Raw genomic sequence first — 24,512 nt, 5'->3', positions numbered from 1 at the left:
TGCAGTGGCCGGCAATACCTCTACCCCGGGTGCCTCGGTGGTTTCACGCACGCTCGCGTTGCTGTATGCGTTCGACGAGCGGCATCGTGAACTGACGCTCACCGAGCTGTCCCGACGTGCGGACCTCCCGACGCCTACTGCGCACCGGCTGGTCGGTGAGCTGGTCACTGGCGGAGCACTACTGCGTCGGCCCAATGGCAAGTACATCGTCGGTCGGCGACTCTGGGATGTCGGGTTGCTCGCTTCGGTGCAGACCGGGCTGCGCCAAGTTGCCTCTCCCTTCCTCAACGACATCCACGCCGCCACTCTCGCCACCGTGCATCTCGCGGTCCGCGACGGGATGGAGGCGCTTTACCTCGAACGGCTGTCCGGGCGCGCATCGGTGCCGGTCGTGAGCCACATGGGGGGCCGCCTACCGATGCACGCTGCGGGAGTCGGCAAAGTCCTGCTCGCACACGCACCGCCGGACGTACAGGATCATGTACTGGCCAACCTCACGCGCCTGACCCCGTACACGATCACCCAGCCCGATCGGCTTCGGCAGCAGCTGGACAAGATACGGCGCGACGGATACGCCACCACCGTCGAAGAAATGACGCTCGGTGCCTGCTCTATCGCAGTCCCGGTGCGCCGCGCGGATGACACCGTCATAGCCGCGATCGGCATCGTCGTCGCCAACCTCCGGCGCGATCGCAACCGCTACCTCGCCGCCCTTCAAGTGGCCGCACAGGGAATTCGACGATCCCTCGGCTCCTGACGTCGATCCTGGCCGTACCGGACTACGTCGGCTGGCTGAGGGGACATGACCGCCCCTGATCGGCGACGGCTCGCGCTCCGCAGCAGCGGGACACCGCAACCACGGTCGTCCGACGACGGGAGCTCGCGCTGCGCCTCGGCCGAGCCGCGGCGTGCGGCACCTGTCCGCTCAGGCTTTACCGAGTTCGGTCAGTGGGACTCGGTAGGTTTCGCGTGCGGTCGTCGCGGAGATCGCGGCGAGTAGGCAGCAGACGGCGACCAGCAGCGCCACCGGCAACCAGTGGGTGCGACTGTCGCCGACCAGGGTCCAGGCGATGGTCGGAGCGAAACCCGCTGCGGCGAAGCCGATCTGGGTGCCGATCGCGATCCCGGAGAAGCGCACCTTGGTGCTGAACATTTCGGCGTAGAAGGAGGGCCAGATCGCGTTGGGCGCGCTGTAGCAGACGCCGATGAGGAGGAGGGCGGCCAGGAAGATCAGCGGCACGTTGCCGGACATGATGGCCTGGAAGTACACGAAAATCATGACGGCGCAACCGAGTACGCCGGTGATGAACACCGGTTTGCGGCCGATCCGATCCGCCAGCAGCGCCAGCGACGGCTGCATGATCAGGGCGAGTACGTTCGCCGAGACCGCCACCAACAGCATGGTGGTCTTGCTGATCCCGACCTCGTGACTGGTGGCGAAGGCCAGGCCGAACACCGCGAATACCGTGCTGCAGACCGCGATGAGCGCACAGAGCACCACCCGTGCCACGTCGGCGGCCTGGGTGCGGAACAGTTCGACCACGGGGAATTTCGCGACCTGGTGGGCCTGCTGTTCCTCCTGGAACACCTCCGGCTCCTCCAGTCGGCGGCGCACCACGTAGGCGAGCACCACGACCACGAGGCTGAACCAGAACGGCACGCGCCAGCCCCATGCCAGCAGCGTCGATTCCGACAACCTGGATACGGCGAGGAAGACCACGGTCGCGAGGATGAATCCGGCCTGGGTGCCGGTCAGGGTCCAGCTGGTGAAGAAGGCCCGGCGCCCGAATGGAGCGTGCTCGAGGGTCAGCGAATTCGCGCCGCTCTGTTCGCCCGCCGCGGAGATGCCCTGCAACACGCGCAGCACCACCAGCAGTATCGGGGCGATGACGCCGACCGTCGCGTAGGTCGGCAGACAACCGATCAGGAAGGTCGATAGTCCCATCAGCACCAGGGTCAGCAGCATGATCCGCTTGCGCCCGACCCGATCACCGAAGTGACCGAGCAGCACCGCGCCGATCGGCCGGGCGATATAGGCGACGCCGAAGGTGGCCAGCGCGAGCAGGGTGCCCATCGCGGGATCGGATTTTGCGAAGAACACCTTGCCGAACACCAGCGCCGCGGCCGAGGCATAGATGTAGAAGTCGTAGTACTCGAGCATGCTGCCGAGGAAGCTGGCGATGGCGGCCCGCTTGACCTTGGTGGTGTCGGCCGGTGGCTCAGCGCCCGGGGTGGGCGCGTCCAGCGTGCTGGCGGTCATGTCGTCTCCTGCTGTTCTGCCACCGCAAATGTTCGGATAGTGAACGGCTGTACGTATTGCGGCGACACGAATGTAACTCACGTCACGGAGTCGGATCAACAGTATTAACCAAATAGTTCATTAGATGCCACAACCGGCTGCTCATCGGGGGCAGCCGGTTGTGTACAGGTCTTGACCGAGGGGCTTTTCAGTCGGCGGCGGGCCGCAGGAATGCGCCGACCATATCGGCGATGATGCGGCGTTGGTGCTCGCGCGATTCGGGCGCGATCATGTCGCGACCGAACAGTGCCTGCCAGGTATGGCGGTTGGCGACCCGGAACACGCAGAAGCTGCTGATGATCATGTGCACATCGAGAGCGTCGACATCGGTGCGGAACAGTCCGGCGTGCTGCCCCTCGGTGAGGATGGTGGACAGCAGGTCGGCGGCGGGTGCGCCGAGTCGTTTGAGGACCTCGGACCGGCGGATGTGCTCACCGTGCAGCATGTTCTCGTTGGCCACCAGCCGAATGAAGTCGGGATGCTGCTCGTGGTGGTCGAAGGTCAACTCGGCGACGGCTCGGATCGCCTCGACCGGGCCGAGGCCGGCGATATCTAGTTCGCGTTCCAGTGCCCGGATCGCACCGTAGGACCGTTCGAGAACGGCCTGGTAGAGCCCCTCTTTATCGGTGAAGTAGTAGTAGATCATCCGCTTGGTGGTGTGCGTGCGCTCGGCGATCAGATCCACCCGCGCACCGGCGTAGCCGTTGTCGGCGAACTCCTTGGTCGCCACCTCCAGGATGTTCTCCTTGGTGCGATCGCTGTTGCGCCTGCGTTTGGCCGGTTGGTCGAGGCTGGTGTCGTTCGCAGGCATGGGTCAACTCTAGCGAGCCGGGGGTTGTCCGGACCTTCGGTGACTTGACGGGTGCGGCACTGTGCGCGTTAATTAACTCACTAGTTCGTACATTAGCTCGAGGTCGACACCCAGGAGATTCCGTGACCGATTCCGTGGTTTGTGGTCTGATCGGGGCCGGTATCGGGCCGTCGCTCACCCCGTCGTTGCATGAGGTGGAGGGCGCGCGACAGGGGCTGGACTACACCTACCGGCGCATCGACCTCGATCAGCTCGGATCGACGGTGGCCGACCTGCCCCGGCTGGTGCGCGACGCGCGCGACCTCGGTTTTCGCGGCCTCAATATCACCCACCCTGCCAAGCAGGCGGTCATCGAATGCCTCGATGAACTCGCACCCGACGCGGCGCGGCTCGGTGCGGTGAACACGGTGCTCTTCGACGAGGGGCGGACCATCGGCTACAACACCGACTGGACCGGATTCGGCCGAAATTTCGACCGCGGACTGCCCGGTGCCCGCGTCGATCGGGTCGTTCAGCTCGGTGCAGGTGGGGCTGGTGCGGCGGTCGCCTACGCGATGTCGACCCGCGAGACCCGGAATCTGGTGATCGTCGACTACGAGCGCGCCCGCGCACGGCGGTTGGCGGACGCCATGGCGGTGCTGTTCCCGGCGGCTCGCATCGATAGTGCCGATCCGGCCGACCTGCCCGAACTCCTGACCGACGCCAACGGCCTTGTGCACGCCACGCCGATGGGCATGGCCGAGCATCCGGGGTCCGCCGTGCCCGCGGCGTTGCTGCGCCCGGACCTGTGGGTGGCCGAGGTGGTCTACCGGCCATTGGACACCGAATTGCTGCGGGCCGCAAGGAATGTCGGTGCCCGCACCCTCGGCGGCGGCGGGATGGCCGTGTATCAGGCGGTGGACGCGTTCCGGCTCTTCACCGGCATCGAACCCGACGCGGACCGAATGTACGCGCACCTGACGGACCTGGTGCGACGCGAGGAACTGGAGGCGGTCCGATGAATCGAGCAGAGCGTGGCGATGCGATGCGCAGTGCGCCCCCGGCGCGGGTGCGGACCTCGGTGGCGACGGTGTCGTTGAGCGGCTCGCTGGAGGACAAGCTCACCGCCATCGCCGAGGCGGGTTTCGACGGATTCGAGGTATTCGAGCCGGATTTCGTGAGCTCGGCCTTGACACCGGTCGAATTGCGCTCCAGGGCAACCGATCTGGGCTTGAGCATCGATCTGTACCAGCCGTTCCGCGATCTGGATTCGGTGGACCACGACCAGTTTCTGCGCAATCTCGTCCGCGCGGAACGCAAATTCGATCTGATGTGGGCGCTGGGCTGCGAGACCATGCTGGTCTGCTCGTCGCCATTGCCGACGGCGGTGCGCGATGACGCGCGGCTGGCCGAACAGCTGTACGAGCTGGCGGGGCGGGCGTATCGGCACGGACTGCGCATCGCCTACGAGGCGCTCGCGTGGGGCGCGCACGTCGACACCTATCGGCACGCCTGGCGTATCGTCGCCGACGCCGACCATCCGGCCCTCGGCACCTGCCTGGACAGCTTCCACATCCTTTCGCGCGGCGATGATCCCAGCGGCATCCGCGACATCCCCGGCGAGAAGATCTTCTTCCTGCAACTGGCCGACGCGCCCCGGCTGTCGTTGGATGTGCTGTCCTGGAGCCGCCATCACCGTAACTTCCCCGGACAGGGCAACTTCGACCTCGCCGCCTTCGGTGCGCACGTGCAGGCCTCCGGTTACACCGGTCCGTGGTCGCTCGAGGTGTTCAACGATGTATTCCGGCAGGCGGCGACCGGGCGCACCGCCGTCGACGCGCATCGCTCGCTGCTGCACCTGCAAGAGGAGGTGGCCCGCACGCAGGCCGCCGAATCGCCTTCGCGCGGACTCGACCTGTTCGATCCACCGCCGCGCGCGCCGATCGATGGGGTGGTGTCGCTGCGGTTGGCGGCCGGGCCCGGTATGGAGGCCGAGTTGTCCACGGCGTTGGCGCACATCGGGTTTCATCTGGTCGGCCGACACCGTGACCACGATCTGCAGTTGTGGCGGCACGGCGCGCTCACCATCGCGGTCGACGCGACCCCGGGGACGGTGTGGACCGCGCCCGGTATTCCCGCTGATCTACCCACCCTCACCCAGATCGGCATTCGCTCGAACGATCCGGAAGCATGGGCGCGCCGGGCCCGGGCGCTCGCGGTGCCCGTATCCGACGTCGAACTGCCCGGCGCCGACCAGGGTCCGGGCTCGGATGTGGTGCGACTCGAGGTGACCGACGCGACGTCGCTGGATCTGCGCGGTCCGGCCAGCGCGGCGGCGTGGCTGTCGGCGTTCGATATCTATCCGCGTCACGAGCAGTGGTGGCGCGGGCAGGGTTCGCTGCTCACCGGTGTCGACCACATCGCACTCGCGGTGCCCGCCGACAGCTGGGACGGCATCATGCTGCTGCTGCGTTCGGTATTCGGCATGCAGCCGCACGAGGGCCTCGATGTCGCCGATGCGATGGGCCTGATCCATTCGCAGGCATTGACCTTGACCTCCGGGCCGGGCGAGAGCACCGTGCGCATCCTGCTGAATATGGTGCCGGGCAGCGTCTCCGGCACCGCCGACCTACCCGCACCGCGCCGCGGCGGCATCGGTCACATCGCGTTCTCGTGCACCGATATTTTCGCCACGGCCGCCGATATGCGCGCCAACGGCTATGTGCCGCTGCCGATTTCGGGCAATTACTACGAGGACCTGCGAGCCCGCTTCGAGCTGGCTCCCGACCTGCTCGACCGCATGCGCGCCGACGGTATCCTCTACGACGCCTACGGCGACGGCGAATTCTTCCACCTGTTCACCCGAACCGTAGGCGCCGACCTGTTCTTCGAGGTCGTCCAACGAGTCGGCGACTACCAAGGCTATGGCGAGACCAATGCCGCCGTCCGCCTCGCCGCTCAGATGCGTCAGACCTCGCTCGCCGGGAGGTAGTTCGCCGACGCGGCCGGGCGACCTCGACCTGCTCCGGATTCGCGATCTGAGCTATGCCAGTCGTTCGAAGACCGCGGCGAGGCCCTGTCCGCCGCCGATGCACATCGTTTCCAGTCCGTAGCGGCCTTCGCGGCGGTCCAGTTCGCGCAGCAGGGTGGCCAGGATGCGGGCGCCGGTGGCGCCGACCGGGTGGCCGAGGGAGATACCGGAACCGTTGGGGTTCAACCGACTGTCGTCGGGTTCGATTTTCCAGGTGCGCAGGACGGCCAGCGTCTGTGCGGCGAAGGCCTCGTTCAGTTCGATGACGTGCATATCGTCGAGGGTGAGATTCAGTCGGGCGAGGGCCTTTTCGGTCGCGGGTACCGGGCCGATGCCCATGGTGCGCGGGGGAACTCCGGCAACCGCCCAGGAGGCCAGCCGGGCCAGCGGACGCAGACCGAATGCGCGGGCGTTGTCCGCAGTGGTGACGATGCAGACGGCGGCGCCGTCGTTCTGGCCGCTGGCATTGCCCGCAGTGACAGTAGATTCGGGGTCGATGCTAGCGCGGATCGGGCGCAGCTTCGACAGGGCCTCGATGGTGGTGTCGGCCCGCGGGTGCTCGTCGGTGTCGATCACGATGGGATCCGATTTGCGTTGTGGTACAGCGACTCCCACGATCTCCTCGGCGAACCGGCCGGAAATCTGTGCGGCGACCGCGCGCAGGTGTGACTGCACCGCGAGTGCGTCCTGATCCGCGCGGCTGATGGCGAATTCGGCGCGTAGGTTCTCGGCGGTCTCGATCATGCCGCCGGGGACCGGAAAGTTCTTGCCGCCCGCGGTGATTCGAGCCCGGGCCAGTCGGTCGTCGAGTGCCACGCCGTCGCCCTTGATGCCCCAGCGCATGCCGGTGGCGTAGAACTCGGCCCGGCTCATCGATTCGACGCCGCCCGCGAGCACCAGGTCGCTGCCGCCGGTGCTGACCTGCATGCAGGCCTGGAGGACGGCCTGGAGTCCGGATCCGCAGCGTCGATCCACCTGCAGGCCGGGCACGTCGACGCCCAGTCCGGCGTCGAGTGCGGCGATGCGGCCGATGGCGGGGGCCTCCCCGTTGGGGGTGGCCTGGCCGAGGATGACATCGTCGACCTGGTCGCCGTTGATTCCGGTGCGGGACAACAGTTCCGAGATCACCGTTGCGGCGAGGGTCGCCGGCGGAATGTCTTTGAAAACGCCGCCGAAGCGGCCGACCGGGGTGCGCAGCGGCTCGCAGATGACTGCGTCTGGCATGAGGGAGTTCCTTTGCGGTGGTAGGTGATTCAGGTTTGCGTCTGCACGCGGGTGAGATCGAGGTGGATGGCCTCGGCGGTCGCGAGCAGCGGGGGCAGCAGATCCTTGCGCACGGCGGCGGCCGAGTAGCGGGCGGCCTGGGTGGAGATGTTGACCGCGGCGGTCACGGTGCCGGTATGGTCGCGGATGGGCGCGGCCAGTGATCGCAGCCCCTCCTCGAGTTCTTGGTCGACGACGCAGTAGCCGTCGGCGCGCACCTTGGCCAGTTCCTTGCGCAGTCCGTCCACGGTGATGATGGTCCGCCCGGTGAGCGGGGCCAGCGTGATGGTTGCGAGGTAGTCGTCGAGTTCGGTATCGGACAGCCCGGCCACTAGCACCCGGCCCATCGAGGTGGCGTACGCCGGGAAGCGGGTGCCGATATTGATCGATACCGTCATGATCCGGCTGACCGGAACCCGCGCGATGTACACCACGTCCGCACCGTCGAGGATGGACACCGAGGTCGACTCGTGTACCTGCTTGGCCAGCGATTCCAGGTGCGGCCCGGCCACATCCGGCAGTGTGATGCTGGACAGGTAGCTGTAGCCGAGTTCCAGCACGCGTGGGGTCAACCAGAACAGTGCGCCGTCGGAGCGGACATAGCCGAGTTCGACCAGGGTGAGCAGGAAGCGCCGGGCGGTGGCTCGGGTCAGGTCGGTGGCCTTGGCGACGTCGCTGAGGGTGCGACGCGGGTGTTCGGCGTCGAACGATCGGATGACGGCCAGCCCGCGGCCGAGCGATTGCACATAATCCGGCGATGGTTCGGTCATGGTTGGTGCGGTTCCTCCTCGGTGTCGGCCTCGACTGGCCCGACGCCCTCCGCGAGCGCCGCTTTGCCGAGTCCGAAGGCGAGGTTACTGTTCGGCACACCCGCATAGATCGCGGTGTGCAGGAACACCTCGGCGAGTTCGGCGGGGTCCACACCGGCGCGCAGTGCCGCGCGGATATGCATATCCAGCTCGTGGGTATTGCCGACCGCGGTGAGGATGGCCAGGGTCAGCAGCCGCCGGGTGTGGTGGTCGAGTCCGGGGCGCTGCCACACATCGCCCCAAGCCGTTCGGGTGATGAAGTCCTGGAATGGCGCGGTGAATTCGGTGGTGGCGGCGACCGCGCGATCCACGTGCGCGTCCCCGAGCACCGCCCGACGCACCCGCATCCCCGCGTCGAATGCGGTCGCGGTGCTCGTCTCGGCGCGCGGTACCGGCCCGGCGATATGCGCGGCGATCAGTGCCGAGACCGGCCCGGCCTGCTCGATGCTGGCCAGGTGGGCGGCCGGATCCAGCACGTGCAGTGTGGAATTCGCGATGCCCTCGGCGACCAGGCGCAGATCCGCGGGAGTGGTGGCCGGATCCTGCGCGCCCGCGATCACCAGGGTGGGTGCGGTGATCCGGGCCAGATCGGCGCGGCCGTCCCAGCTCGCGATTGCCGAGCAGCAGGCGGCGTAGCCCTCGTCGTCGGTGTTCTCGATCATGGTCCGGCTGCGCTCGATCAGCGCCGGATCCCGTTCGGCGAGCCCATCGGTGAACCAGCGGGCCACCACCGCATCTGCGATCGCGGCAGTGCCGTCCGCCCGGACCGTCGCCGCGCGGTCGAGCCATCCTTGCGCCGCACCGAATTTCGCGGCCGTGCACAGCAGTGTCAGCGACCGCACCCGGGTCGGCGCGTGCGCGGCGAGCCACTGCGCGACCGCGCCGCCGAGCGACAGCCCGACCAGGTGCACCGTGCCGCGGCCGAGCCGGTCGAGCAGCGCGAGGACATCGCCGGCCAGTTCATCGATCTTGTACGGCCCTGCGGGCGTGGGGGATTCGCCGTGGCCGCGCAGGTCGACGGCGATCACCTCATGTGCTGCGGACAGCGCGGCGACCTGCGGATCCCACATGGCCCGCGTGGATCCGAGAGACCCGAGTAGCACCACGGCCGGGGCGTCGCCGTCCGGTCCTATGCGGTCGTAGGCGAGTTCAACGGTCATAACGAGGGCTCCATCGGTCCTGGATTTGCTGGCGCCGTGGGGGATTCGAGTCCCACCACACCGCCGCGCTCGGTCAGCACTCGGTCGACGATTTCGCGAGCGTGACCGAGATAGTCAGCGGGGTCGAGCAATTCGTGCAATCGGTCCGGTCCGAGGTATGCGGTGATGGCGGGATCGGTGGCCAGTTCCGGATTTTCCTTGATGGCGGCTGCGGTGACGATTTCCCGCGCGTCGTCGGTATGCGCCGAGAGGGCTCCGGTGACCCGTTCGGCGAGCAGCAGTCCCTTGGTGACCGCGAGATTGCGGGCCATCGCCGCTGGATACACGTGCAGGCCGGTCAAACTCTGCGCCGAGCGATGCGCGGCGCCGCCGGTGAGTCGCAGCAGATCGGTGATCGTCTCCCACTCGGCATGCCAAGCTCCGGCCGCGCGTTGCAATTCGTGATCCATCGATCCGAGCGCGTCGGCGACCAGTCCGGGGACCCGGCGGGCCGCCGCGCGGGCGGTGATCGCGGCGATCGCGTTGCGCTTGTGCGGCATTGCCGAGGAGCCGCCGGGGGCGTCCTCGGCGACCTCGCCGATCTCGGTCGCGGCCAGCGCGATGATATCGGTGGCGGTCTTGGCGATCGCACCGGCGGCGACGCCCAGCACGGCGGCGAGTTCGCCGATCCGCGTCCGCTCGGCATGCCATGGGATGCCCTGGTCGGCCAGTCCGAGGGCGGCGGCCAATTCGGTGGCGACGGCCAGTCCGTTGGGGTGCAGCGCGGCGAGCGTGCCTGCGGCGCCGCCGAATTGGACCGGCAGTTCGGCCAGCACGGCGGTGAGTCCGCCCGCAGCACGGTCCAGGCCGGCGCACCAGGTCGCGGCCAGTGCGCCGAAGGTGGTCGGCAGGGCCTGCTGCCCGAGGGTGCGGGCGGCCATCGGGGTGTCGCGGTGTGTGCGGGCCAGTGCCGCCGCGGCGTCGGCGGCGGCCCGCAGATCGGTGATCACGAGGACACCGGCGCGCCGGGCCAGCAGCATCAGCGCGGTATCGGAGATGTCCTGGCTGGTGGCGCCCTTGTGCACGGCGGCCGCGGGCACCCCCGCCGCAGCACAGGCCGCACGTAATTGTCCGACCAGGGGGATCACCGGGTTGCCACCCGCCACCGCCGCCTGCCCCAATTCGGCCGGGTCGATGCGGTCGGCGAGCTGTTTCGCGGTCACGTCGATGACGTCCGCGTGGCCGGGCTCGATGACGCCGAGTTCGGCCTCGGCCCTGGCCAGCGCCGCCTCCACATCCAACAGCGCCGTGATCCAGGCGCGGTCGGACAGCGCGGCGCCGACCGCGGTCGCGCCGAACAGGGGATCGAACAGCTCTCCTCGTGACACGCGGGCTCCTAGAAGTGGAAGAACGGCGTCTCGTCGCCGTCCGGATTCGGATCCTGCACGATGATGTCGAGGTGGTAGCCCTCCGCGGTCGCGGTGGCGATCAGCTTCGGCCGTTGAGATTCCGGCAGCGATTCGAGCACCGGGTCGGCGGCGTTGGCCTCGTCCGGGAAATACAGTCGGGTGACGAGCCGGTTCAGCATGCCGCGCGCGAAGAGCGATACGTTCAGGTGCGGCGCCTCGGTCCCGCCGTCGCCGGTCGGGTTGGTGCCCGGTTTGACGGTGCTGAACCGGGCGGTGCCGGTCGCGTCGGCGGGGCAGCGCCCGAACCCGCGGAAAGCCGGATTCGTTTGCGGCCGTGGATCATCCGGATGCGCGAAGACGCCATCGGCATCGGCCTGCCAGATCTCGACGAGCGCGTCGGCCATCGGCTCGCGGCGGCCGTCGAGCGCCGTGATCGAGATCGTGATCGCGCCATCGGCGCCCGGCGTGACCACCTCGGGTCCGTCCGGCCATGGCAGCCCGATGTGCAGATAGGGGCCAACGGTCTGGGATGGGGTCGGCCCGAAATCGACGGTGGTGAAGTCGCCGGGTACTACGGGGTAGCGGGGTGCGAAGCGGTTGTCACTCATCGTGGTCGTCCTCCTCGAACGGGGTCGCGTCGCGGCCGCGCAGCACGATGTCGAAGCGGAAGCCCAACGCCCAGTTATCGGTGGTGGCCGCGTAGTCGAACACACTGATCATCCGCTGGCGCGCGCCGTCGGGCACCGAGTTGTAGATCGGGTCCTGGAAGAACAGCGGATCGTCCGGGAAATACATCTGCGTGACCAGGCGCTGGGTGAATGCCCGGCCGAACAGCGAGAAGTGGATGTGGGCGGGTCGCCACGCGTTGTAATGGTTGCCCCACGGGTAGGCGCCTGGCTTGATCGTGGTGAACGAGTAGTGGCCGTCGGCGTCGGTGATCGCGCGCCCGACCCCGTCGAAGTGCGGATCCAGCGGTGCGGGCCACTGATCGCCCTGATGTCGGTACCGTCCGGCGGCATTGGCCTGCCAGATCTCGAGCAAAGTGTGCGGTACTGGCTTTCGGTCGCTGTCGAGCACGCGACCGTGCACGACGATCCGCTGCCCGCTCGCCTCGCCCCGATTGACGAGCGTGAGATCGGCATCCGAGGCGGTGACCCGCTCCTCGCCGAGCACCGGACCGGTCAGCTCGCCGAGCCGCTGCGGTAGCAGGGTCAGCGGCTGCTTCGGGTGGCGCAGTGCGGTCGTCCGGTAATCGGGAAAGTCGAGTGGCGCCTCCTCGCCCTTCTCGATCCCGCGGTACCGCGGTGGTAGTGAGAGCATGCTCGGGACCTCGCGTTCGGAATGTGGACATCTTTGCGGTATGCGAACAGCATAGAGCGCGGCGTGTGATCCGAGCAACGTTCCGGAGTCCAAATGTTCGCGATGCGGATAGCTGTTCACAATACGCACAGCCTCGGTTATGGTGGTGCTCGTGATGGACAAAGTCATTGCCACGGCCGCCGACGCGGTCGCCGATATCCCGGACGGCGCCGCGCTGGCCGTGGGCGGCTTCGGCCTCGTCGGAGTTCCCGAAGCGCTCATCAACGCGCTGCTCGCGCAGGGCGCCGGCAACCTGGAAGTGGTCAGCAACAATTGCGGCACACAGGGTTTCGGGCTCGGTGTACTCCTGGCCGCGCACCGGATCCGGCGCACCGTCAGCTCCTACGTCGGCGCCAATGAGGAGTTCGCGCGCCAGTATCTGGCCGGAGAGCTCGAGGTGGAACTGACCCCGCAGGGCACCCTCGCCGAGCGCATGCGGGCCGGTGGCGCGGGCATCCCGGCCTTCTTCACCCCGGCCGGTGTCGGCACCCAGGTCGCCGACGGCGGACTCCCATTGCGCTACGACGGACTCGGCGGCGTCGCGGTCGCCAGTCCGCCGAAAGAGACCCGGGTCTTCGACGGCGTCACCTATGTGCTGGAACGCGGCATCGTCACCGACTATGCCCTGGTACACGCCTGGAAGGGCGACCGACACGGCAACCTCGTATACCGAGCAAGCGCCCGCAACTTCAATCCACCCGCCGCCACCGCGGGCCGTATCACCATCGCCCAGGTCGAACATCTCGTGGAGCCGGGCGAACTCGACCCGGACGAGATCCACACCCCCGGTATCCACGTGCAGCGCGTGGTGCATGTCGGCAAGGTCGCGGTCGGAATCGAGAACAGGACAGTGCGCTCATGAAGCTGACTCGCGAACAGATGGCGGCCCGCGTCGCCGCGGAGCTCGTGGACGGTCAATACGTCAACCTCGGCATCGGCATGCCGACGCTGGTGCCGAACTACCTGCCCGACGACATCACCGTGGTATTGCACTCGGAGAACGGCGTCCTCGGCGTCGGCCCGTACCCGACCGAGGACGAACTCGACCCCGAACTGATCAACGCGGGCAAGGAAACCATCACCGTGCTGCCCGGCGCGTCCTACTTCGACTCCGCGCAGTCTTTCGGCATGATCCGCGGCGGCCAAGTCGACGTCGCCGTACTCGGCGCCATGCAGGTCAGCGCCCGTGGCGACCTGGCCAACTGGATGATCCCCGGCACCATGGTCAAGGGCATGGGCGGCGCCATGGATCTGGTGCACGGCGCCCGCCGCGTGATCGTGATGATGGAACACCTCTCCCGCAAGGGCGAACCCAAAATCCTCGAACAGTGCACGCTGCCACTGACCGGCCTGGGATGCGTACACCGGATCATCACCGATATGGCGGTGCTCGATATCACCGAACACGGTCTGCTGCTGGTGGAAACGGCACCGGGCATCACCGTCGATGAGGTACGCACGGCTACCGCCGCCGACCTTGCCATCGACTCCGGCATCCTGGTCTGACGGTGCCCGGCCCGACAGCGGGCGATCAGGCATCGGGGAGGCCCGGACCATCGGGGACCACTCATCGCGGAATGGGAGACCGAGGCCGGTGTGAAGACCACCAGGTCGGACCGGTGCCCGACGCCATGAAACGTATCTCGACGGCATTGTCCCGGGGGCGCCTTTTCGTGCAAGGTGGTGCGTACATCGATTCGGATTGCGTATTCGGTGTGAAGGATGCGCTCATCACAACGTTCGCCGAGCAGACCGGGCCGACACCAGACGGCCGATTGGTAGCGGGCTCGTGGCGCTCGTTGACCTACACCCTGCTGCTCTCCGATTTCACTCCCTAGGAGAATTGCTGCTGATCGGCGTCAATCCGGTGTTGGCCGACCAGACCGGACTGGCGGTCGAAGACGGCGGCCGATGGAAGGTCGCCGCGTACGGCGATGACCTCGATGGAATCTCTTGGGCGCGTGGCGCATCCGCGGATCCACCAACCTGATCCTGTGGCGGCGTCGGTGCTACGCGACCAGGGCGAGTTCCTCGGTGAGGGTCTTGACGGTTTCGTGGATCTGGTCCTCGGTGTGGCAGGCGGTGACGAAGAATCGAAGGCGCGCAAGATCTTCCGGGACCGCAGGGTAGATGATCGGGTTGACGTTGATGCCGCGGCGCAGCAGCGCGTTGGACAGTTTCAGCGTCTTCAGCGAGTCGCCGATGATGCACGGGATGACCGGGGTGTCATTGCTGTCGCCGGTGTCTATTCCGGCGTCGCGGGCCAGCCGCAGGAACAGTTGCGAGTTGTGCCGCAGGCGTTCGAGCGGCTCGCGGTCGGCTCGCAGTTGTCGCATTGCGGCCAGTGAGGCGGCCGCGTTCATCGGTGTCATGCCGACGCTGTAGACGAATCCGGGCGTCGTGTACTTGAGGAAGCGGATCAGTTCCGCGCTGCCCGCCACATAGCCGCCGCAACCGGCGAGCGCCTTCGACATTGTGCCGGACCATAATTCGACATCGCACCGGTCGACGCCGAAGTACTCGCCGATCCCGCCGCCGGTCGCGCCGAGCACGCCGATGCTGTGCGCCTCGTCGATCATCAGCAGTGCCCGGTGCTTCTTCTTGATCTCGATGATCGCGGGCAGATCGGGGATGTCGCCATCCTGGCTGTACACGCCCTCGATCAGGATGAGGACCCGGCGGTACTGATGCCGGATTTCGGTGAGCAGCCCGTCGAGCGCGGCATGGTCGTTGTGTGGGAACGGCCGTCGGGTCGCGCCCGACAGCTTGCAGCCCTGCAGAATGCTGTCGTGCGCCAGGCTGTCGTGGATCACGAGGTCTTGCGGTCCGACGATGTGGCCGATGATCGTGACGTTCGTGGAGTGTCCGCCGACGAGCGCGATCGCATCCTCGGTGCCGAGCAGTGCGGCGAGTTCGGCCTCCAGTTCGCGGTGCACGGGCTTTTCACCGGAGAGCACCCGGCTGGCCGAGACCGAGCTGCCGTAGCGTGCCACGGCGTCCTGGACAGCGGCGACGACCGCCGGGTGGCCGGACATGCCGAGGTAGTTGTAGCTGGAGAAGTTGACTACCGGTGTGCCGTCGATGACGGAGGTGTCTCTGGTGACTCCGTCGTTGATCAGGAAGTACGGGTTGGACAGGCCGAGCGCCTCGGCACCGGAGAGTCGATCGGCGATCGCCTTGACCTCGGCGAACGCGGAGATCTGGTACTCGGGTGCGACAGCCGTCGGCCTTGGTGCGGCGGCCGACATGTGCGTGGCGGCATTGGGAATGGGATCAGATATGCCGGTGGCGGGACTAGTCGCGCGACCGACGCCAGCGAGTGCGCCCGTGTTGGGACCGGGTGCGCCGGTGTTGGGAGCGACCGTAGTGGTGGTAGCGGGCATGGCGGTGGGAGCAGGCGTGCCGCCGGTGCCGCCGGGCGCGTCCGCGAGCCGACTCATGACATAGGTGACGACGTCGCCGAGTGTCGTCGCGGCAGTGAACCAGGTCGGGTCGATGGTCAGGCCGGGGAGCTTGCGGATGAGCCCGGCGAACAGGTCGGTCAGCATGAGCGAGTCGAATCCGAGTCCGTCGCTGAGGGTTTGGGTTTCGCGGAGCCGGTCGATCGGGAATCCGCTCACCCTGGCCAGTTCCGCGTGCACAATACCGGCGACCGTGTCCGGGGCGAGGGCGGCCGGCGCGGCAACAGGCTGCGGGACGACCGCCTGCGCGGCACCGGCCTGCGGCAGGCGCCGCTCGGTCGGAGCCGCAACGAAGCTCGCCAGCACGGCGTTCTGCTCGCGGAAGAGCGCGATCAACTGGTCCATGGTGGTTTCCTCTGAGGGGATGGAAGGCGTTGTGAGAGTGGGTGGTTCGACCCAGAACCGGTGCTCGGTGGCGAACTCGTACACCGGCAGGCGACGCCGGATACGCTGCTCCGGTTCGTAGAGTTGGTCCCAGTCGGGGTCGAGACCGTCGCGGTAGATCGCGGCGATGGCATCAGCCAGTTCGCGGCCTGTCGCACCGGGCCCGGGGCTGAGCGCAAGGCAGCGCCCCGCCAGGTCGGGCCACATCCGGCCGACCAGCGGAGCCAGGACGCGGCGCGGTCCGACCTCGATGACATGCGTCGGTTCGGTGCCGAGAGCAGCCTCGATGGCGTCGCCGAAGCGGACAGTGGCTCGGACATGTTCGGTCCAATACGCCGCATCCATCGCATCGTGCGCGGACAGCAGTCGTCCACGCACGGTCGAGTAGATCGGCAGATTGGGCGCACTGTAGGTGCATTCGCGGGCAATGGCCTCGAACTCCGCCAGCATCGGTGCCATCAAGGGACTGTGGAACGCGTGCGACACGTTGAGTGCCTTCGCTGTCATCCGACGCGACTCGAGTGCAGCGCGGATCCGTGCGATCGCCGTGGTGGTACCGGAGAGCACGAGGTCCCTCGGTCCGTTGACGGCGGCCAGCGCCACCTCCGGTTCGTCGGCGAGTAGATCGGAAACCTCTGCGGTAGTAGCATGTACGGCCAGCATCGCGCCGCCCTCCGGCAACCGCTGCATCAGCCGCCCGCGCGCCACAACCAGTCTGCACGCGTCGTCGAGGCCGAACACCCCTGCCACCGCGGCAGCCGCGAATTCGCCGATACTGTGCCCGATCAGCCACGTGGGCCGGACACCCGCGTCGGCAAGCGACTGGGCCAATGCGTATTCCATCGCGAAGATCGCGGGTTGCGCGAGTTCGGTGCGGTCGATGTCGGCGTTCTCGTCGAGCAGCAGATCGCGCACCGAGCGACCGAGGTGGGCCGTCATGGTGTCGTCGACCGTCGCGAGCGCGCGCCGGAACGATGGGCTCGTCGCGCCCAATGCCTTTGCCATTCCAGGGAATTGCGAGCCCTGGCCGGTGAACATCCAACCGACACTGACCGGCGCCGCGACACTGGATTCCGCGCCGTCGCGCAGCCGCGCGATCGCATCGTCGCGATCGGTTGTGACGATGGCGAGCCGACTGCGGCCGGACGACTTGACCCGGTTGCTCGTCCAGCACAGCTGCGCGAACTGATCCCGTGCTACCGATTCCAGTACATCCGCCAGCCGAAGTGCGTTGCGCCGCAGCCCTTCCGCGTTGTCCGAAGACAGTGTGAGCACGCTGCTCCCGCTCGCCGAGGGAGCCACTGTCACCGCGGCAGCTTCGATCGCGGGTGCACTGGCCAACACGATGTGCGCATTGGTGCCGCCGATGCCGAAGCTGCTGACGCCACCGTGCGCGGGCCCCTCGAGCGGCATCGGTTCGGCGAGTAAGCGCAGGCCGTGCTGGGCCATCCGCAGCTGCGGGTTCTCCTGCTCGGCAAACCTAGACGGCGCAACGACACCGTGGTGCAAGCTGAGCGCGACCTTGATGAGCCCCGCCACGCCCGCGGCGCCCTCGGTATGCCCGAGATTGCCCTTGATGGAACCGATTCCACAGGCCTTCCCCCGGTTCTTCGCATGCAACTGCCCGAGCGCCTTGACCTCGATCATGTCGCCGAGCACCGTCCCGGTGCCGTGCGCCTCGATGAAGTCGACATCCTCGGGCCGGACCCCGGCCCGCTGATACGCCTCGCCGATCACCTGCTGCTGCGCCCACCGATTCGGCGCGGTGATGCCATTGCTGCGCCCATCGGAATTGACCGCACTGCCCTTGATCACGGCGTAGATCGGCAGACCCGCGGCTTGTGCGTCGGCAAGCCGGCGCAGCACCAGCACGGCGACCCCCTCGCCGCGAACGATCCCGTCGGCATTGCCGCTGAACGGTTTACACCGGGCATCCGGCGCGGAGAGACCGGCTTGGGTATAGAACACCCCGACCGCCGGGGTCAGCACCAGGTTCACGCCACCGGCGACGGCCTGATCGCATTCGCCGGAAGCCAGTGCGGCACAGGCGAGGTGGACCGCGACCAACGACGACGAGCAAGCGGTATCGACCGCCAGGCTCGGGCCCTTCAGATCGAACTGGTAGGACAGCCGGTTGGCGGTCATGAAATACCCGTTGCCGGAGCCGTGCTGCGGAGTGATCGCGGCGTAATCGCTCATCTGCAGATTCGCCCACTCGTTGGCCATCACGCCGACGAAAACTCCGGTCCGCGAACCGGATTGGGCGCGCGGGTCGAGGGTGGCATCCTCGAAGGCGCGCCAGGTGGCCTGCATCAGCAATCGCTGTTGCGGATCCATCGCCTCCGCCTCGCGTGGTGTGATACCGAAGAAGTCGTGATCGAACGCGTCCGCATCGTCGATGAATCCGCCACTGCGGGTGTTGATCGTGCCGGGTGCACCGGCCGGATCGTGGAAGTCGTCGGCGTTCCAGCGACTCGACGGCACCTCCGAGATCACGTCACGTCCGTCGATCAGCAACTGCCACAGCGCGGCCGGATCGGGCGCCTGCGGGAATCGGCAGTCGAGACCGACGATGGCGATATCGGTCATGCGGCGACGGCGACTTCGGCGGCGAGATAGGCGGCGATATCGGCGATGGTGGGGTAGTCGAAGACCAGGGTCGGGTCGATATCGAGTGACCACCGGTCCTCGATCTCACCGCACAGGTTCACCGCCGATACCGAGTCCATGCCGAGCTCCGCGAGCGGCACCGTCGGATCCACTTGGTGCGGAGCGCGATCGGTGTAGTCGGCGACGCGCTGCACGAGCCAACCCTGGATCGTCGTCGGGTGAGTGGCGGCGGTGCTGAACATGTGGTCTCCTCGGCTCGATACAGGTCGGTCAGACGGTGAGTGATCGGCTCAGTGCCGGTTCGAGATCTTCGTGCAGGACACCTTCGACGCGATGCTGCAGGAACGCCGCTCGCATCGAACTGCGCTGGACCTTGCCGCTGGTGGTGTGATGTACCGATCGGGGTGCTACCAGCACGACATTCGGCGCGGGTACGTCGAAACCGCGGGCGACCGCGAGCTTGATCGCCGAGGTCAGTTCGGCGAGCGTGGTCTCGCCCTGTAGTGCCTTCTTGACACCCTGTACCAGGACGAGTCGTTCCCGGCCTCCGGCGTCGACAGAGACGGCGACACCGGGGTTGTCGAGCGCCGGATGCAGCCCGCGCACCATTTCCTCGATGTCCTGGGGATAGACGTTGCGACCGTTGATGATCAGTAGATCCTTGAGGCGGCCCGCGACGAACAGTTCACTGTCGTGCAGCACACCGAGATCGCCGGTGCGCAGGAACGGCCCTTCGGCGCCGATGTGGGCATCGAAGGTCTCGCGCGTCTCCTGGGGCCGGTTCCAGTAACCGGCGGCAACGCTGTCGCCGCGAACCCAGATCTCGCCGATGGTGCCCTCCGGCACTTGCCGCCGCGTGTGCGGGTCGACGATGCGGATATCGAGACCACGGGCCGCGCGTCCGCAGCTGACGAGTCGGCTGTCGCGACCGGCGTCGAGGACAGCGGGCACCGTGTCGACCGCGGTGTGGCTCGCGAGCAGCGTCACCTCGGCAAGACCGTAGCAGGGTAGGAACGCAGTCGGTCGCCAACCCGCGGATGTGAACCGCTTCACTACCGCCGCCATGGTCTGTTCGCGAACCGGTTCGGCACCGCACAACGCGACTTCGAGAGTGGACAGATCGAGTTCGGCCAGTTGCTCGTCGGTGACGCGCCGCGCGATCAGTTCGTAGGCGAAATTCGGTGCGGCGGTGAAGGTCGCGCGGTACTTGTCGATGGCCTGCAGCCAGCGGACCGGGCGCTTGAGGAATGTCGTCGGCGACATGAACACCAAGTTCGCTCCGCCGTAGATGGTTCCGAGCAGCGAACCGATCAAGCCCATATCGTGGAATTGCGGGATCCAGCTGACGCCGATTCCGGCATCGTTGAAGCCGATCGCGACGATGGCGGCCTCGTTGTGCATGAGATTGCCGTGCGTGACGACGACGCCCTTCGGCGTGCCGGTGGATCCCGAGGTGTACTGCAGGAAGGCGATCGTCCCCGAGTCGATATCGGGCATCCGCCACGCATCCGGGTCGCCGAGCGGACCGTCGGTTGCGATGACGGCCGCATCCGTGGCCGACGCGACAAGTGGCTGGACGCTGGCGGTGGTGAGTACCAGTTGGGCACCGGAGTCGGCGATCACGGCCGCCACCCGCTTGGTGCTGCGCTCGTCGTGCGGCACTGGTGCTGGCACCGCGACCACACCCGCGTACAGGCAGCCGAGAAAGGCGCGCAGGAACTCCATGCCATCGAGATAGAGCAACAGCACCGGCTGCGCCGATTCCGGACGCCCGGCCAGCCAGGCAGCAACACCCCTGGCATCGCGATCGAGTTCGCGATAGGTGACGGTCTCCTCGCTCAGTTCGCGCCCAACTTCCCGGAGGTAGGTATACGACCTGGTGTCCCCATACACGGAAACTTGCTGCCTGACGTGTTGAACGTAACTCGGCTGGATCACGTAGTTCCTTCGGGTCGGAGACTGTCCTAGGTGCTACCTATGACTCTCGGCTCTCCGGGCCCGTAGAAATAGGGACCTCAGGGATCTCCCAGCTACCCCAGGGGTAGTCGCTGTTCCACCCCTGGGGTGCGACCGTCAGGCTTTGTCTTGGGCCGAGGAGCGGGCGGGGTTGCGCTGCTCGGCGGCCTTCGGGTCGCGTTCGTGCTGTTTGGCTTGTACTCCGGCTTCGATGCGGTCGCCGAGGTTCTTGTCGACGCTGCGCCAATATTCGAAGGCCCGATCGAGTACGGGTGTACTGACGCCATTGAGCAGGTGGCCGACGATATTGTCCACCAAGCGATCTCGGGCCGCGTCGTCGAGCACCTCGCGCACCATGGTGCCCGCCTGGCCCCAATCGTCGTCGTCGCGCCGCAGGGTGTAGGCCTGTCGCACCATCTCGCCGTCGGAGTACCAGCCCGCCGGTTCGCCCGCGACGGCCGGGTCGGCATGCGGGCCGCCCTTGGAATTGGGGACATATACCGGATCGCCCGGATTATGGTGGCGCATCGCGCCGTCCTTCGAATACGACCGTACCGCACTCGCGTGCGCCGAATTGACCGGTAGCTCTTTGTAATTCGAGCCGATCCGGTGCCGATGCGCATCCGGGTAGGAGAACCAGCGGCCCAACAGCATCTTGTCCGGGCTCGGCCCGGTGCCGGGCACCGAACTGCTCGGTTCGAACGCGGCCTGTTCGATTTCGGTGTGGTAGTCGGCCGGGTTGCGGTCGAGGGTCATCCGACCGACCTCGACGAGCGGATAGTCGCCGTGCGGCCACACCTTGGTCAGGTCGAAGGGATTGAACCGATAGGTCTTGGCCTCCTCATACGGCATGATCTGCATCTTGAGCGTCCAACTCGGGAAGTTGCCGCCCTCGATCGCCTCCCACAGATCGCGGGTGTGGTAATCGGTATCCATCGAGGCCATCTGATCGCCCTCGTCCTGGGTGAAGAACTCGATGCCCTGATCGGTCTTGAAATGGTATTTGACCCAGAACCGTTCGCCCGCCGCATTCATCCACAGATAGGTGTGGCTGGAGTATCCGTTCATATGCCGCCAGGTGCGCGGGATGCCGCGATCACCCATCAGCCAGGTCACCTGGTGCGCGGATTCCGGTGACAGCGTCCAGAAATCCCACTGCATATCGTGATCGCGCAGATTGTTGTCGGCGCGGCGTTTCTGCGATCGAATGAAATCCTGGAACTTCATCGGATCGCGGACGAAGAAGACGGGTGTGTTGTTCCCGACCATATCGAAATTGCCCTGTTCGGTATAGAACTTCAGGGCGAACCCGCGCGGATCACGCCAGGTGTCGGGGCTGCCGCGTTCGCCGGCAACGGTGGAGAACCGTGCGAGCATTTCGGTTTTCCGACCCGGTTGGAACAGATCGGCCTTGGTGTAGGCGCTGACATCGTTGGTGACCTCGAAGGTGCCGAACGCCCCGCCGCCTTTCGCATGCGGTTGACGTTCGGGTACCCGCTCCCGGTTGAACGCGGCCATCTTCTCGATCAGATACGCGTCATTGAGCAGGATCGGACCATCGGGCCCGATGGTCAACGAATGTTCGTCGCTGGGTACCGGAATCCCGGCGTCGTCAGTGGTGAAATTTGGATCTGACATCTCGCTCCTCGTCTGCCAATAGTCAAATATGCGACTTCCTGAGGTCTCGGTTCCATCGAACGACTGTCCAGTTGTCCGAACGTCAAACGTACCGCCAAGTCATGTATGGCTGCGCGAAATACATGGGCATCGCCCGCTGGTCCGGGACTCGAGTAGCGTCGATTCGGGCGGTTGATGCCATTTGGTCACGTTTCGATTACGCAAATCGGGGTACTCGACTCAAATCGAACTTCATAGTGAAGTGAGGGAGAACTCGAATGAGTAGAACGACAGTTCGAAACGAAGAATCCCGACACGCAACCGGTGCCGGCGACAGCTACGACGACATCGAGCCATGGTTCGAGAAGTTGGCTGCCCTGGAGCCCGGGGACTCCCATCGGCAGGTCGTGCGCGAGGAGATCGTGCGGCGGTGTCTGCCCTTCGCCGATCACATCGCTCGCAAGTTCGCGGGCCGCGGTGTGGAGTTCGAGGACTTGCAGCAGATCGCTCGAGCTCGAACTCGGCGAGATCACGCAGGCGCTGATCGCGGCCGATGCCTACCGGACCAATTCGCTCGATATCGGTGTCGGCCACGACGACGAAGGCACTCGACCCTCGGTCATCGATACCCTCGGCGCCGTTGAGCCGTGCTATCGACTGTTAGAAGACGCGATGTCGGTGCGTCCGTTGATCGCCGCACTGCCCGAACGTGAGCGTCGGGTGCTGATCATGCGCTTCTTCGAAGCCAAGACCCAAACCCAGATCGCTGAGCGACTCGGCGTCTCCCAGATGCAGGTCTCCCGCATTCTCGCCCGGACGCTGGACACGCTGCGAGAGCAAGCGATCGGTGCGGACCCCGGCCGCAAAGTTGCCTGACCCCACCCGGCGGCACATCGGTGCGGGCGCGCACCAATCGTGAACCCCTTCGGCTACGAACAGATGCCTAGTACGCACTATTCGTTGCGAAGGAGATCAATGCGTAGGTCGGCGTTCTGGTTCTGGGGTAGCAGGATTGGGGCGGGGGTGGCCGTGTACTGCACGATCTTCGCGGTCGGATCGTGGTTTGCCGACAACGGCTACTGGCGTGCCTATGCGGCGACCGGGGTCGCCGGCGTCCTCGCGTGGCGGTTCGGCAACCGGCTGGGCGTGCGAACGGCGGCGGCGGAACGCGCGCCGGCGGCGAATCCAGATGTCGCCCAGTGCCGGTGGGAGGTCGGTCAATGTATCGACACGTTCGGCGCGGAGGATGCGCGCACGCTCGGGGCCCAGCTGGTACTTGCCGATGCGTGCTGGGCGTCGGGGCAGCAGGACGAAGCGCTCTATTGGTATATGGCAACCCACGCCAGCTGCCTGCGCGCCCTCGGTTCGGACCATCCGATGTCCATCAAGGCGGAGCACCAGTTGCGCGCCGCGCACCGCCGATCGACCTCCGGCCTCGACGAGAATGATTCGGCCGGACCGTCGGATTCGCCTTAGCCGCAACACGCGCTCTCGGCCTACATCCGCGCGACGTGCACCTTCGCCGCGACCGGCGAACCGGCTGGGCCGCCTACGATCCCGAACATCGACCGACGCGGATCTTCGACGCGGAGCCGACGGTTGTGCGCTATCCCGAGGAGAAATCCCGCCGACTGTGGCAAGGCCACACATTCTCGGCACTTCCGCTGTTCGGCTCCTAGTGGGAGTGTTCGAGGTACGCGACGATGGCGTTGATGAGGCCCCGGCGGGCTTCGTCGAGGTCGGAGTAGCTGCCGAGTTGTTTCTCGGATACCAGCCCGCGCATCGCGCCGGGGATGAGTGCGGCTATTTCGTGCACGCGGGCTGGGTCTATGTCCAGATCGGCGAACGCTTTCTGGCAGGCGTCGTGCCACAGCGGCTGCCACGAGGCAAGTTCCGCGGCGGTGCGTGGGTAGAGCCGTTCCAATTCGGCGTGGTCACGGGGTAGCGCCGCGCGCAGCGTCTCGATGGCGCGGGAATCGGTCGAGCTCAGCCCCGTGTACATCAAGTCGATGATGCCGGCGACGCGCTCGCGCAAGGATGCGGCCGGATCGATCCGTACGGGCAGGTCGCCTCGGCGTTCAGCGGTGCGGTGCAGCACCGCTGCCCACAGTCCATCGATGTCGCCGAACTGGTACTTCACCACACCCCAGGTGGCGCCGATTTCCTTGGCGATCCGGTTGCCCGATGCCGCGCCGGGGTCGCCGGTGGCCAGTGCCTCGAGCGCTGCCTCGAGCATGTTCTCGCGGGTGGCGATGCCCCGCTTGTTGCTACGCCTGCCCGTCGTACCCGCGTCGGTCATTGTACGAATCCTAGACGCCCTCCCTTCGGTCCTCCGAACAGCCGCAAACACGTTGGGACAGAACCATTTCCAGTTTGACAGAGGTC

Annotated in this window: 22 protein-coding genes; 9 read left to right on the top strand and 13 right to left on the bottom strand. The window is 66.6% G+C overall.

Features of this window, described 5'->3' with window-relative positions; genetic code table 11:
- The first annotated feature begins 4 nt into the window (after positions 1-4).
- Entirely contained in the window at positions 5-757 is a 753-nt protein-coding gene (locus OG874_RS15245; protein ID WP_330255799.1) for an IclR family transcriptional regulator, read from the top strand.
- 168 nt (positions 758-925) lie between these two features.
- Here the strand turns inward: OG874_RS15245 and OG874_RS15240 are convergent, their stop codons facing one another.
- Both OG874_RS15240 and OG874_RS15235 read right to left on the bottom strand, forming a co-directional pair.
- Positions 926-2,260, bottom strand: coding sequence for an MFS transporter (locus OG874_RS15240; protein ID WP_330255798.1), 1,335 nt, complete (start codon positions 2,258-2,260; stop codon positions 926-928).
- Positions 2,261-2,447: 187 nt separating this feature from the next.
- Positions 2,448-3,110 (bottom strand): TetR/AcrR family transcriptional regulator, encoded by a 663-nt coding sequence (locus OG874_RS15235; protein ID WP_330255797.1) that lies wholly within the window; start codon positions 3,108-3,110, stop codon positions 2,448-2,450.
- 122 nt (positions 3,111-3,232) lie between these two features.
- On the opposite strand from OG874_RS15235, the gene OG874_RS15230 reads away from it, so the two are divergent.
- Both OG874_RS15230 and OG874_RS15225 read left to right on the top strand, forming a co-directional pair.
- Positions 3,233-4,111: a shikimate dehydrogenase gene (locus OG874_RS15230; protein ID WP_330255796.1), complete on the top strand. Its 879-nt coding sequence runs from the start codon at positions 3,233-3,235 to the stop codon at positions 4,109-4,111.
- Positions 4,108-6,081, top strand: a complete 1,974-nt coding sequence (locus tag OG874_RS15225; RefSeq protein ID WP_330255795.1) for a sugar phosphate isomerase/epimerase and 4-hydroxyphenylpyruvate domain-containing protein — start codon at positions 4,108-4,110, stop codon at positions 6,079-6,081. Before OG874_RS15230 ends, OG874_RS15225 begins: the two co-directional genes overlap by 4 nt.
- Before the next feature lie 51 nt (positions 6,082-6,132).
- Here the strand turns inward: OG874_RS15225 and OG874_RS15220 are convergent, their stop codons facing one another.
- Genes OG874_RS15220 through pcaH form a run of 6 tightly spaced genes read right to left on the bottom strand, consistent with a single transcriptional unit; the run spans position 6,133 to position 12,060 of the window.
- A complete protein-coding gene (locus OG874_RS15220) occupies positions 6,133-7,344 on the bottom strand; it encodes an acetyl-CoA C-acetyltransferase (RefSeq protein WP_330255794.1) in 1,212 nt (403 codons plus the stop codon).
- Positions 7,345-7,373: 29 nt separating this feature from the next.
- Positions 7,374-8,153 (bottom strand): IclR family transcriptional regulator, encoded by a 780-nt coding sequence (locus OG874_RS15215; protein ID WP_330255793.1) that lies wholly within the window; start codon positions 8,151-8,153, stop codon positions 7,374-7,376.
- The gene (pcaDC, locus tag OG874_RS15210) at positions 8,150-9,352 is read right to left on the bottom strand and encodes a bifunctional 3-oxoadipate enol-lactonase/4-carboxymuconolactone decarboxylase PcaDC (protein WP_330255792.1); all 1,203 of its coding nucleotides are present in this window, start codon (positions 9,350-9,352) and stop codon (positions 8,150-8,152) included. The genes OG874_RS15215 and pcaDC overlap by 4 nt, the downstream gene beginning before the upstream one ends.
- Complete coding sequence (locus OG874_RS15205) at positions 9,349-10,719, bottom strand: lyase family protein (RefSeq protein WP_330255791.1); 1,371 nt, start codon at positions 10,717-10,719, stop codon at positions 9,349-9,351. Before OG874_RS15205 ends, pcaDC begins: the two co-directional genes overlap by 4 nt.
- 8 nt (positions 10,720-10,727) lie before the next feature.
- Positions 10,728-11,348: a protocatechuate 3,4-dioxygenase subunit alpha gene (gene pcaG / locus OG874_RS15200; protein ID WP_330255790.1), complete on the bottom strand. Its 621-nt coding sequence runs from the start codon at positions 11,346-11,348 to the stop codon at positions 10,728-10,730.
- The gene (pcaH, locus tag OG874_RS15195) at positions 11,341-12,060 is read right to left on the bottom strand and encodes a protocatechuate 3,4-dioxygenase subunit beta (RefSeq protein ID WP_330255789.1); all 720 of its coding nucleotides are present in this window, start codon (positions 12,058-12,060) and stop codon (positions 11,341-11,343) included. The genes pcaG and pcaH overlap by 8 nt, the downstream gene beginning before the upstream one ends.
- Positions 12,061-12,214: 154 nt before the next feature.
- On the opposite strand from pcaH, the gene OG874_RS15190 reads away from it, so the two are divergent.
- The 4 genes from OG874_RS15190 to OG874_RS15175 all read left to right on the top strand — a co-directional run bounded on the left by OG874_RS15190 (position 12,215) and on the right by OG874_RS15175 (position 14,089).
- Positions 12,215-12,961 carry a CoA transferase subunit A gene (locus OG874_RS15190; protein WP_330257298.1) on the top strand — a complete coding sequence of 249 codons (747 nt, stop codon included), beginning with the start codon at positions 12,215-12,217 and terminating at the stop codon, positions 12,959-12,961.
- Entirely contained in the window at positions 12,958-13,605 is a 648-nt protein-coding gene (locus OG874_RS15185; protein WP_330255788.1) for a CoA transferase subunit B, read from the top strand. Before OG874_RS15190 ends, OG874_RS15185 begins: the two co-directional genes overlap by 4 nt.
- Positions 13,606-13,730: 125 nt before the next feature.
- Positions 13,731-13,937, top strand: a complete 207-nt coding sequence (locus OG874_RS15180; RefSeq protein ID WP_330255787.1) for a hypothetical protein — start codon at positions 13,731-13,733, stop codon at positions 13,935-13,937.
- A 5-nt stretch (positions 13,938-13,942) separates the two neighbouring features.
- Positions 13,943-14,089, top strand: a complete 147-nt coding sequence (locus OG874_RS15175; RefSeq protein WP_330255786.1) for a hypothetical protein — start codon at positions 13,943-13,945, stop codon at positions 14,087-14,089.
- A 19-nt stretch (positions 14,090-14,108) separates the two neighbouring features.
- Here OG874_RS15175 and OG874_RS15170 read toward each other — a convergent pair whose 3' ends face one another.
- The 4 genes from OG874_RS15170 to OG874_RS15155 all read right to left on the bottom strand — a co-directional run bounded on the left by OG874_RS15170 (position 14,109) and on the right by OG874_RS15155 (position 22,148).
- Positions 14,109-18,533, bottom strand: a complete 4,425-nt coding sequence (locus OG874_RS15170; protein WP_330255785.1) for an aminotransferase class I/II-fold pyridoxal phosphate-dependent enzyme — start codon at positions 18,531-18,533, stop codon at positions 14,109-14,111.
- Positions 18,530-18,796 (bottom strand): acyl carrier protein, encoded by a 267-nt coding sequence (locus OG874_RS15165; protein WP_330255784.1) that lies wholly within the window; start codon positions 18,794-18,796, stop codon positions 18,530-18,532. Before OG874_RS15165 ends, OG874_RS15170 begins: the two co-directional genes overlap by 4 nt.
- A 28-nt stretch (positions 18,797-18,824) precedes the next feature.
- On the bottom strand, positions 18,825-20,447 hold the full coding sequence (locus OG874_RS15160) for a fatty acyl-AMP ligase (RefSeq protein ID WP_330255783.1): 1,623 nt from the start codon (positions 20,445-20,447) through the stop codon (positions 18,825-18,827).
- 180 nt (positions 20,448-20,627) lie between these two features.
- Positions 20,628-22,148, bottom strand: coding sequence for a catalase (locus OG874_RS15155; RefSeq protein WP_330255782.1), 1,521 nt, complete (start codon positions 22,146-22,148; stop codon positions 20,628-20,630).
- A gap of 456 nt (positions 22,149-22,604) precedes the next feature.
- Here OG874_RS15155 and OG874_RS15150 point away from each other — a divergent pair, with 456 nt between their 5' ends.
- On the top strand, positions 22,605-23,003 hold the full coding sequence (locus tag OG874_RS15150; RefSeq protein ID WP_330255781.1) for a sigma-70 family RNA polymerase sigma factor: 399 nt from the start codon (positions 22,605-22,607) through the stop codon (positions 23,001-23,003).
- Positions 23,004-23,102: 99 nt separating this feature from the next.
- On the top strand, positions 23,103-23,603 hold the full coding sequence (locus OG874_RS15145; RefSeq protein ID WP_330255780.1) for a tetratricopeptide repeat protein: 501 nt from the start codon (positions 23,103-23,105) through the stop codon (positions 23,601-23,603).
- A 199-nt stretch (positions 23,604-23,802) separates the two neighbouring features.
- Here OG874_RS15145 and OG874_RS15140 read toward each other — a convergent pair whose 3' ends face one another.
- On the bottom strand, positions 23,803-24,426 hold the full coding sequence (locus OG874_RS15140; RefSeq protein ID WP_330255779.1) for a TetR/AcrR family transcriptional regulator: 624 nt from the start codon (positions 24,424-24,426) through the stop codon (positions 23,803-23,805).
- Between the last annotated feature and the right edge of the window lie 86 nt (positions 24,427-24,512).

Origin of the sequence: Nocardia sp. NBC_00565 (assembly GCF_036345915.1) — a bacterium.
Taxonomy (GTDB): domain Bacteria; phylum Actinomycetota; class Actinomycetes; order Mycobacteriales; family Mycobacteriaceae; genus Nocardia.
Note: the sequence above shows the minus strand (reverse complement) of the source record. Positions and strands in the feature narration are given on the sequence as shown.